Consider the following 11,987-nt stretch of genomic DNA (forward strand, 5'->3'; position numbering starts at 1 on the left):
TCCTCAAGAATTAGCAAGTCAGCCAATCACATCCAAATATGATGCTAACCCTTTCAAGTCTTCAAACTCAAATATTGCCTTTAAAGGTAAGGAAACATTGAATTTAATCTCAATCAGCGCATGTAATTTCACGGCGAGCAAAGAATGACCACCTAGATCAAAAAAGTTATCAGTAATACCAATATGTTCCAGTTCAAATATTTCTTGCCAAATTTTACATAAGATGATTTCGGTTTCCGTTGTGGGAGCCATATACCTCGAGTGCGGTTTCAATATTTCAGGCCCAGGTAACTTTTTCAGATCCACTTTTCCATTGGCAGTTAATGGTAATCTCTCTAAAATTACAAACACTGACGGTAACATATAATCAGGCAAGACTTGTTTAAGGTTATGGCACAATGAGTCTATAAAGTCTTGACGTAGAGCTTGACTCTCATCATTATCTCCTACCATATCAATCGCATTATCACAGACCACATAAGCCACTAAACGTTTATCACCACTATTGGTTTCTGTAGCCAAAACCACCGCATCGTTGATCAAAGCTTCGGCCAATAAAACAGACTTAATTTCACTCAGCTCTACTCTAAAACCACGAATCTTAACCTGTTGATCAATTCGACCTAAAAATTCTATATCGCCATTGGGTAACCGGCGAACTAAATCGCCAGTTTTATAAAGACGTTTGTTACAATCGGGGTTCGTAGCATCGTAGAAGGGATTCGTTATAAACTTCTCAGCTGTTAAATCAGGTTGATTTAAATAACCTCGGGCAAGTCCACTACCACTAAGATACAACTCACCTTTAACACCAATAGGTACTAAATTCTTATCGTTGTCCAATACATAAGACGTCCGACCACTTAATCCATTACCTAATGATACTTTTGGGGTAGTATTTAAATAATCAGAAGTTAGCTGTTTCCATAAACTAAATGTTGTATTTTCTGTTGGTCCATAAACATGCAATAATCGTTCTGGGGCACTATGTTTCATTATTTTATTTACTGCCTGTAACGAACAGTCTTCTCCACCAAATAACAGATGCTTTAAGTTCTTTACTGCATCAGGTTTATTTAACGAGAATAGATTGAGCAGTGCTGTAGTGATAAATAATGTATCCACTTTATGCTCGTTAATAATCATTTCTAATCTACTGGCATTAATTAGTGATTCTTTACTGATGAAAACGAGTTTGGCACCATTAAGGAGAGCCCCCCACAATTCAAAAGTTATCGCATCGAAAGACATATTCGAAGCTTGGGCAACAATATTGCCAGGCTCTAAAGATAAGTAATTTGAGTTGCACACTAATGAGACAACATTCTCATGTTCTATCATCACCCCTTTAGGCTGGCCAGTTGAACCTGAGGTGTAAATTACATAGGCCAAATGACTCGAAGTTAAGCCTAATCGTTTCACATCAAGATTTGTCGACGGCTGTTTCGCCAACTGTTGTTTAACTGCCTCATTATCCAAACAGATTGCTTGCTCGCTGATGATGGGTATATCCGATAAGAAATGACTTTGCGTCAACACTATAGTTAGCTTTGTATCCTTTAGAATATAAGCTAAGCGCTCGTTAGGATAGTCTGGGTCTAACGGAACATAAGCACCACCAGCTTTTAAGATCCCCATAATACCCACAACCATATCGATGGAGCGTTCAACACAAATACCAACTAAGGTGTCTGCCGTAATCTGATGCTCAATCACTAAATAATGCGCTAATTGATTCGCTTTGATATTCAGTTCATGATAAGTCAGTTGTTGTCCTTCAAAAACTAAAGCGATCCCTTCTGGGTTGGCCACTACCTGATCCTCAAATAACTGGTGGATGCATCGAGTTTTGGGATAATATATCTGATCATCATTCCAATCAAAGAGGAGTTGCTGAAGCTCAGTTTCAGGCAGCATAGGAATTTCTTTAATTGTTTTTTCCGAAACTTCTAACAAAGCACTAACCAGGCCTTCAAGGCTTGTTTGTACATAACCCAATATACGTTCCGCACTCACTGAACAATCGACACATAAAGTAAGTTTAAATCCTAAGCCGTAGTCAGTGACCGATAAGTCAAATGGATAATGGGTGTATTCTTTACTACTAAGATGTTCTATATTGTTTTGAACAAAGAGATCATCATCATTATGTAAAATTTCCCCTAGTTCAATTGTTGCAGAGTGTCGATAGTTTAAAATAGCACTAAATAAAGGCGAGCCACTTGGGAGATTTGCATAGCTTTGAGCTTGAACTAATGGTGTTTGCTCATAAGACAACAACTCTTGAAGAGAATTTTGAACTTGATTTACTAATTCAACAGCACTGCAATTACCCAGCTTCACTCTAAGTGGCAATGTATTGATAAATAGACCCAACATACGTTCAACACCACTCACTCCTTGTAAGCGGCCAGATAGCAAAGTACCAAAAACGACATCATTACTACCGCTACAGCGCGCAACAACCATCCCCCAAACGGCATGAAAGATCACAGCTGGACTTACTTTGAGCTTTTTTGCAATCCGACGAATTTGATGACAAGATTCTAATGGAACAATTTTTTGAACTTCAACTATTTGGCTGCTGTCGGTTTGTGTATCAACTAAATTAAATGGTATTGAAGACTCATCAATATCAGCTAGATGTTTTTGAAAATATGCTTCAGCATCATTATGTGCAGCTTGATTCAAAACATGGGCTATAAACTTACGATAAGGCGCTACAGCTGGCAGATTATCCCCCTTCCCTGCTTGATAATATAAAACTTCTCTTCGAATAATCTCTATACCAATATGGTCAAAAATAATGTGATGATATTGCAACAATATAATAAACTCTTCCGAGCCATGTTCACGTGCAATTAATGCCCTCAATAATGGAGCTTGGCCCAAATCCATTTGCTGAATTTCAGGTGCAGAAAGACCCTCCATATAGCTTAAACAATCAATCCCAGCTTCCAATTCAATCCAACTGACCGGTAACTCTACTTGACGACAAATAACCTGAACCGGTATTGATAATTTGTTCCATAAAATGGCTGTACGAAGCACATCATGCCGATTAATTACAAACTGTAATGCTTCCAAAAACTTATGAACTTCTTGTTTATTCTTAATTCTGAATAAATCACAAAGAACATATGCATCACCTTTTGGCTTCAATCGATGATGAAATAAAACACCTTCTTGTAATGGTCCAAGTGGATAAATATCATGTATATTGCTCACACCACCAGGAATTTGGTTAACAATGACTTCAATTTCTTCGGGGCTCAGCGATACCAATGGCAACATTGCCGGAGTAATATACTTACAATCAGCCGGAATAAGATTCTCTGTTGCTGTTAAAGGTAAAGTATGTCGCTCTAAAGAGCTTTCAATTAATGCAGCTAGATCAACCAGGATGGGTGCGACGAACAACTGATGTGCCGTCATTGTGATGTGTTGGCGCTGCAAACTTTCAACTACTTGCATGACAAGCAGCGAGTGGCCACCAAGCTCAAAAAAGTTATCAGTAATCCCTACGCGCTCAATGTCCAATACTTCCTGCCATGCCTTACACAAAATTTCCTCTACTCGGTTGCGGGGCCCCGCATACTCTTTCTGCAATACGGCTATATCGGGTGCAGGCAGTGCCTTGCGGTCGACTTTCCCATTCGGTGTCAAAGGCATGTTGCCCAGCAAGACGAAAGCAGTGGGAACCATGTATTCTGGCAGTATTTTTCCAAGATGTTGGCGTAACGATTTAATGATAGTCGACTGCGTATCGTGAGAAGCATGCTCATGGAGCACTACGTGTGCGACCAGAAGTCCACTGGAACCATTGGAGTGTATCACCGACGTAACCACATCTTTGATCATTGCATGCGAGAGGAGTGCGCGGTCAATTTCTCCCAACTCAATGCGAAATCCTCGGAGCTTGACCTGGAAGTCTTTCCGGCCTATAAACTCGATGTTTTCGTCTCGCAAAAGGCGCCCAAGGTCGCCTGTCTTGAACAGTCGAGCACCAGTATATGGATGAACAATAAAGCTACTCTTCGTTTGTACATCGTCGCGCCAATACCCGAGTGAAACCCCAGCGCCACCTATGTAAATTTCACCAATAACGCCATAAGGAGCTGGGCGCAAATCACTACCAAACACAAACATATGTTGATTAGTTAAAGCCTTACCATATGGAATGCTTTTACCAATCTTTGATATATTATCGATATAATAAATACATGAAAATATTGATGCTTCAGTATTGCCCCCTAGGTTAATTTGTCTTGCATTTGGGAACTGAACTGCTATTTGAGCTGGCAAATCCGTTGGAATCCAGTCTCCTGCCATCATAATCAACCTCAGCGAATGATTCACACGCTTAGTATCCAACTTCGTTAGAATTTGCATATAAGCTGGAACGGTATTCCAAATCGTGATTGATTCCATTTCCAGATAACGGTTCCAGGCGTTAACATCCTTGGCTTCACTCTCCTGCGGAATAACAATAGTACCACCAACAGACAATAACCCAAAAATATCGAATACCGAGAGATCAAAATTCAAGTTAGACAGAGCTAAGACGCTGTCAGTGTCTTTTAAATTGAATCTCGCGCATAAATCATCAATGGTGTTGGTAGCGCCTTCATGCGAAATCATTACTCCTTTTGGTATTCCTGACGAACCCGACGTGAATATAACGTATGCCAGATCATTCGGACTATTAAATGAGTCCAGCCCTTCCATAGAAAAATTAATCTTTGAACTAGATTCAAATTCGCTATCAATCGAAATAATAGATAAGGACATACCAACCAATAGCGTTTTCTCAAATTCGGAGGTAGTAACCACCTGGGTTATTTCTCCCAACTCTAACAATAACTTAATTCTATCTGCTGGCAAATGTGCATCAATCGGCAAGTAGGCTGCACCCGAACGCACAATCCCAAGAACAGCCACTACTTGCTCCCAGCCTTTTTCCATGACTATAGCCACCAATTTATTGGTTGCACAACCATCTTGGATCAGCCTACGCCCTAACACTCCACTTAACTTCCACAACTCTTCATAGGTTAATGATTTCTTTGAGGTTTTTACAGCAACTTTACTACTTCGCATCTCCACCTGTTGCAAAAAGTGGGATTGCAGCAATCGAGGTTCAATGTGAAGCTCGAGCTCATCTCCAATCTTACCCAAGTTTAACAGTCTCTCACTTTCTTGGTCGCTTAACATAGCAACGCTAAACACATTTGCATGGGGCGCACTCGTCAGCGACTCTAAAAGAACACCGAAATGTCGTGACATCTCTTCAATTGTTACCGCATCAAATAGATTTGTATTATATTCCCATGTTAAAGACAGACCATCCTCCCTCTCAGTAACAAATAATGTCAAATCGTATTTTGCAATCTCATTAGCTTTAGCTAGGTGAGTAATACTCAGTCCTGGCAACTCCAACGTGTCAAAATTATTGTTCTGAAACACCAACATGATCTGGAATAAAGCAGCATGATTCGTGTGACGTTCGGGTTGCAAGTGCTCAACAATTTGTTCAAAAGGTGTTTGCTGGTACATATAAGCATCAATAAGTACGCCTTTACTGCGCGCTATCAATTCACTAAAGGAAGGGTTTCCAGAGAGAGCAAGGCGCAAAACTAAAGTGTTGACAAAAAAACCAATCAAGTCAGAAACTTCTTCCTGCTCGCGGTTTGCGATTGGTGTCCCCACAACAATATCTTGTTCATTGCTGTAACGTGACAAGAAAGCGGAAAAAGCGGCATGCAATCCCATGAACAGCGTAGCTCCGTGTTCTTGGCAGAGGATGTTTAATGCTTTGCTGGTATGCCTATCAACTTGTGAGTACACTTTTGCACCTGCGAAGCTCTGTATACGCGGGCGAGGGTAATCAAATGGCAAACCGTGAGCTACTGGTAAGTTAGCCAATTGCCTTTCCCACCAACTGATTTGTTTCTCCAACAGATCGCCTTTGAGCCAGTTGCGTTGCCAATGAGCGTAATCGGCATACTGAATTTTCAACGCTGGTAAAGGATTTGCCTCTCCTCTTACAAAAGCAGAATACAACACACAAAATTCGTTGAACAATATTGTTACCGACCAACCATCGGATGCAATATGATGCATCGTGGCCAGCAAAATATGTTCATCTTCAGCCAATTTTATTAATTGCACACGCAACATCAATTCAGAGTCTAGCGAAAAACTCCCATTTGCTTCATCCCACATAATTTGTTTAAGCTTGCTTTGCTGTGCTTGTTCACCAAGATTACTAAGGTCTGTCTGCTGGATGCCAAACTCTACATCATGCTGAATAACCTGAAAAAGTTGCCCATCGTTATTAGTTGTGAAATAAGTTCGCAAGCTCTCATGGCGTTCCACAATGGTACTAAAAGCGCTTTTTAAAGCAGTCAAATTAATTTGTCCTGAAAGCTTGAACACACCAGGTATATTGTAGTGCGAACTACCACCGTCAATAATATCCAATAACCACAAACGCTGTTGGGCAAAGGACGGTATCATCAACTGCTCACGCTCGACGCAAAGCAAGGGAGGCTGATCGATACCGATATCCAACTCTAAGACCACTTGCCCCAAAGCTCTTGGAGTCTGGGAAGTAAACATGGCTTTAATCGGTAATGAAACATTGAATGTTTTCGAGATGCACCCTACCACTCGCATGGCTGTCAGGGAGTGCCCACCTAACTCAAAAAAGTTATCGTTAACCCCGATAGGATTAACACCAAGTATATCCTGCCAAATCTCACATATTTTTGTTTCTGTTATGGAAGTTGGTGCAACGTAATATTGTTTTTGGGTAGTTAATTCTGGTTCAGGTAGTGCTTTGCGATCTATCTTGCCGTTAGATGTAAGAGGTATATGTTCTAATAACATAAAAACAGAAGGTACCATATAGTCTGGCAATATCTTACCAAGATACATACGAAGCTCATTGAACTCCTTCATGCTGTCTGAATCATCACGCTCCTTAAGCACTACGTAAGCAACTAAATATTTATCACCATCCTGGGTTTCTCTGGACAGCACAATAACCTCTTTCACTTTATTGTGAGTAAGAAGGATCTTTTCGATTTCGCCTAACTCAATTCGGAATCCACGAATTTTTACTTGATGATCGATTCTCCCCATGAACTCCAAATTTCCGTCTGGTAACCAGCGAACTAAATCTCCAGTCTTGTACATGCGCTCATTACTTGCAGAGTTCCCTTGAATGTGAAATGGATTATCGATAAATACCTTTTCCGTTTGTATAGGGTCCTTCCAATAACCAGCACCAAGGCATGCACCAGAAATATAAAGTTCTCCGGGCACACCAATCGGAACCAGTTTAAGATTTTGATCGAGAACATAAACACTGACATTAGCGATAGGTTTGCCAATCGGGATCCGCAATGGAGGAACTTTGGGAAGTCGATAAAATATCATACCAATCGAAGTCTCCGTTGGACCGTAACCATTGATCAAATCAATATCAGGGTAAGCATACTTGAACGTTCTGGCTGCGTTAACGATAATAGCCTCTCCACCAACACTCAATGCTTTTAGTGTTGACAATGAGCCAGTTGGCCACTTCCTGTTATTGAGTTCTTCGACAAATAAAGAAAAAAATACTGGAGTGAAATCCGTCATAGTTATCTTATTTCGAGAGATAGAGTCAATGACGTAGCCAATATCAAGATTCTTATTTTTATCTGGGATATAGCAACTTCCTCCATTCAGCAAAGGCCAGAATATTTGCCATATGCTCGAGTCAAAACAATGATTAGTCATTAACATAACAGACTGATCTTCCGGATTGCAAAAAGCACGATCCATATAGGCTAATCGATTTACAATGCCTTTGTGCAGATTAATAGCCCCCTTAGGAACACCGGTTGAACCCGAAGTATGAAAAATATAGATCGGCGCATCGGCTGCTAAACTCAACCCAGGGTTATCTGGCCTAGATTTTGCATAGAGAAGATCCACTACCAAAACATTTGCCTTACCCGTTAAATCGAAGGAGACTGATTTATCAACCAATATAGCCTTGGGTGCCAATTTACTTAATACGACTAGGATTCTATCAACCGGCCAGCGCAAATCGATAGGTGCAAAAATAGCACCTGCTTTCATAATCGCTAAATAAGCTAAAGGTACTTCCACATCTGTTTCCATCAACACTGGAACAACATCACCCGGAATAACTTTTGCAGCGATTAGCTCATGTGCCAATCCATTGGCATAAGAGTTTAAAACTTCATAATTAAGACTAATGTTGTCGGTAAACAACGCTTTATTATGTGGGTGCTGACGAACTACAGCTTCAAATAGCTCATGAACACACTTATTACGTGCAAAATCAGTAGCCGTGTTGTTCCACTCCACCAGCAACCGATGTTGTTCCAAAGTACTTATCATGCTAGCACTAAAAACGCTTATATCAGGGGCTAACAACATTGAAGAAAGCAATGTATTGAAGTGCTCTGCCATGCGTTCAATGGTAGAAGCATCAAACAGATTAGTATTATATCTCCAGCCCAATAGGAGTCCTTCCAAGTTTTCTCGCACAGTGAGTGTCAGATCATATTTGGCGAAATTGTCAGGCAGTTCCATGACACTCAGATTGAGGTCTAGAAGGTTCAGTGTAGCCTGATTGATATTTTCCAAAACCAGCATAATCTGAAAGAGTGGACTATGGCTTAGGCTACGATCCGGCTGCAAGCGCTCTACTATTTTCTCGAAAGGAATTTGTTGATGCGAGTATGCATCTAACAAGGTTGCTTTACTTTGCTTTAGCAACTCAACGAACGATGGCTCACTTGAGAGATTACTGCGTAATACAAGAATATTGATAAAGCAACCGATCAACCCAGCAACCTCAGGCTGCTCGCGATTAGCGATTGGGCTTCCTACAACTATGTCATACTCATTACTATAGCGTGATAAAAATGCAGAGAACGCCGCGTGCAAACCCATGAACAGGGTCGCACCATGTGCTTGACATATGTCCTGAAGTTTTAAGCTAACCGTTTTACTAACCCTGGAATAAAAAATAGTGCCAGAAAAATCTGGTACACTCGGGCGCGTTTGGTCAAGCGGCACACTATGAACAAGAGGCAAGTCCGTCAGTTGTTTTTCCCAATAATCGAGTTGTACATCCACATCTTGAAGCCAGTTACGCTGCCAGTGGGCATAATCGGCATATTGAATTAAAAGTGGCTTTAAAGGATTTTCTTTACCTTGCATATATGCCGAGTAAAGACTCGAAAACTCATTTATCAATATGGACATCGACCATGCATCTGACGCGATGTGATGTATGGTCACTAGTAGTATATGTTCATTTTCCGCCTCTTTTATTAGGAAGGCACGTAACATCAAATCCGTACTCAATTCGAATGGACGACTAGCTTCCTCCGCCATCAGCTCTGCAATTTTTTCATTTCGTAGTTCTTCATCGAGAAAAGATACATCTTGTACAGTAACAGAAAATTCCGGCGAACGATTAACCACTTGGTATGGCTGGTCATTGGTGTCAATTAAGAAACAAGAACGTAGAATTTCGTGTCTTTCCAAAATCGTGTTGAAGGTTCGGTTGAGCACCCCAAGATTTAATGGGCCGGACAATTTTAGGGCATTCGGCATATTGTAATGGCCGCTGCTATTATCTATCTGGTTCAACAACCACAGCCTTTGTTGGGCAAATGAAAGTTGCAACGCGGAAGACAAGGCCACCTCACGTTTCATAATACGCTGCTGAGGAGTTGGTATGGCATTTTTTTGCACTTGAAAGAAACTGATGATACGGGATTTATTATCAGCTATTAGCTTTTTGATATCGTCTGTTAATGCACCTTTAGGGGCTCTGTAAGCTAGGCCATCACCTTTCAACGAGAGTTGTATTCCATTTTTTGCCAAAAGCGACATAATTTCATTGATCATCTTAATACTTCCTGTGCTAATTTAGATTTATACCAAATCGACACAGTTAAATTTAAGTGCCAATAGTTCAAACATAAAAGCTAGTAAGCTTCAGAAGGGTTTGATACCGATGGTGACTCAATGATCAACAAAAAAGCATTTCACCTGTTTTTAATGCGAACTAAATGATGATAAATCAGCTTGCGCTTATTGTACTATTAAAAATATTAGTTTCAATCTGTTGTGTTGCAACTTGTTTGCCAATTTGAAAAGACTTATCTAATTTACAATGCTAATATAGAAAGCACCTTGCTCGAAATTACTATAGGAATATATTAATGTCCCGCTCAGACTGGTTATTTATACCTAAACCTATAACACTCCCAAGTTTGAGAATTATATGTTTTCCCTATGCTGGTGGAAACGCGTTAACATATAAATCTTGGGTTGAGCTGCTACCTAATAATGTTGAACTAGTCGCTATTCAGCCTCCTGGCCGATGTAATCGTATATTTGAACCAGCTTTCTCAGATATGAATGCACTAGTGAATGGTCTATTGCCAGCAATAAAAAATATCATCGACCTACCTTATATTTTGTTTGGCCATAGCTTAGGAAGCAAGGTGGCCTTTGAATTAATGTCTCAATTAAATAGCCTTGACGCTCCTTTACCAATGCATTTCATCGCTTCTGGTAGCAGAGGACCACATATTCCAGCCCGTGGAGCAGGTATTTATAACTTGCCTGAAAAAGAATTTATAAAAGAATTAATAAAACTGAATGGAACACAAAAGGAAATACTTGAAAACGAAGAGTTAATGAAGCTATTACTTCCTGCATTAAGAGCCGAACTTAAATTATCACATACATATTGCTCATCTTCAGTAAATTCATTTAATTGCCCTATTTCTGTTTTAGGAGGAACTGAAGACACTGAAGTAACCCCCGCTGATCTACAAAGCTGGGAATCTAATTTTACTTCATCTGCTACGATTCACATGATTCCAGGCGATCATTTTTTCTTAGATAGTCAAAGACATCTTGTTCTACGAAAAATAAACATGATAATTAAGGAATGTTTACTGAAATTAACTGCAATTGCAGATATCATCTGAGGCGACTATGAAAATTCGAGCAACCGAAGAACGAGACTGGACGATCTTAAAAGAAATTCGACTCGCTGCACTTCTTGATAGCCCAACAGCATTCGGTGTAAGTTACCAAACAGCTATCACTAATAGTGATGAACAATGGAAACAACGTGCATCGTCCGAAACCCAACCCAAATTTTGGTTGGCCTTCAAGGATGAAAAAGCAATAGGAATGATTGGTGCTGGTGTGGACCAAACAGATCGGTACAATTTGATCGCGATGTGGGTTGAACCAGCGTCACGTGAATTGGGTGTAGCAGAGCGTTTAATAGATGTTGTCAAGTCTGATGCAATCAACATAGGATTCAAACAGATATTTCTAGATGTATCACCGGATAATTTGAAAGCCTCACGGCTTTACAAGAGGCATGGCTTCTTCTTTATTGATGAAGAGAAACCACTTGCTAGCCATCCGAATATTCTGGTTCAGACGATGAAATGGCAATCCATGCCATAAACGACACCAATTTAGCTTTTGGAATAAGACAAAATTATCCACTTTTTAATGTTGTAAAAAATATTTACACAATAAAAGAAAACATATAAACTACACGTCTTTAATATGTATAAATTTCAATCAATTATGCCGGATCAGACCCCTGAAAATGGAAAAACTTATAATGTGGTCATCAATGAAGAAGAGCAATATTCAATATGGCCGACCACTAAAGACCTACCAAATGGATGGCAAAAAGTAGGCGTTCAAGGTTTGAGAGATGATTGCTTATCGCATATCAAAGAAGTATGGACAGACATGCGCCCCTTATCTCTCAGGAGTAGAATGGCAGTAACATCGGAATCTGAAAATTGAATAATCGATTTTATTATACAATTTAACCAATTATAAAATACTGGCAAAACCCATAAGCGGTCTGTACAAGGTCTAATTTTTTTGTTTTGACTTCTCTGAGTATA

Annotated in this window: 4 protein-coding genes; 3 read left to right on the top strand and 1 reads right to left on the bottom strand. The window is 40.0% G+C overall.

Translation table 11 applies throughout. From position 1 onward, the window contains the following. Positions 1-18: 18 nt before the first annotated feature. Positions 19-9,942, bottom strand: a complete 9,924-nt coding sequence (locus LFA_RS14955; RefSeq protein WP_045096887.1) for a non-ribosomal peptide synthetase — start codon at positions 9,940-9,942, stop codon at positions 19-21. Positions 9,943-10,259: 317 nt separating this feature from the next. On the opposite strand from LFA_RS14955, the gene LFA_RS14960 reads away from it, so the two are divergent. From LFA_RS14960 to LFA_RS14970, 3 genes are all read left to right on the top strand, one after another. Next, positions 10,260-11,036, top strand: a complete 777-nt coding sequence (locus LFA_RS14960) for a thioesterase II family protein (protein ID WP_045096888.1) — start codon at positions 10,260-10,262, stop codon at positions 11,034-11,036. Positions 11,037-11,043: 7 nt separating this feature from the next. Then, positions 11,044-11,529 carry a GNAT family N-acetyltransferase gene (locus tag LFA_RS14965; RefSeq protein WP_045096889.1) on the top strand — a complete coding sequence of 162 codons (486 nt, stop codon included), beginning with the start codon at positions 11,044-11,046 and terminating at the stop codon, positions 11,527-11,529. A 126-nt stretch (positions 11,530-11,655) separates the two neighbouring features. Then, positions 11,656-11,883 carry an MbtH family protein gene (locus LFA_RS14970; protein WP_045097663.1) on the top strand — a complete coding sequence of 76 codons (228 nt, stop codon included), beginning with the start codon at positions 11,656-11,658 and terminating at the stop codon, positions 11,881-11,883. Positions 11,884-11,987: the final 104 nt, after the last annotated feature.

It is taken from the genome of Legionella fallonii LLAP-10, from assembly GCF_000953135.1.
GTDB classification, from domain to species: domain Bacteria; phylum Pseudomonadota; class Gammaproteobacteria; order Legionellales; family Legionellaceae; genus Legionella; species Legionella fallonii.

What these genes read in the sequence shown, in the direction of transcription:
- LFA_RS14955 (WP_045096887.1), bottom strand. Translation starts at nt 9,942, where the DNA reads ATGATCAATGAAATTATGTCGCTTTTGGCAAAAAATGGAATACAACTC.
- LFA_RS14960 (WP_045096888.1), top strand. Translation starts at nt 10,260, where the DNA reads ATGTCCCGCTCAGACTGGTTATTTATACCTAAACCTATAACACTCCCA.
- LFA_RS14965 (WP_045096889.1), top strand. Translation starts at nt 11,044, where the DNA reads ATGAAAATTCGAGCAACCGAAGAACGAGACTGGACGATCTTAAAAGAA.
- LFA_RS14970 (WP_045097663.1), top strand. Translation starts at nt 11,656, where the DNA reads ATGCCGGATCAGACCCCTGAAAATGGAAAAACTTATAATGTGGTCATC.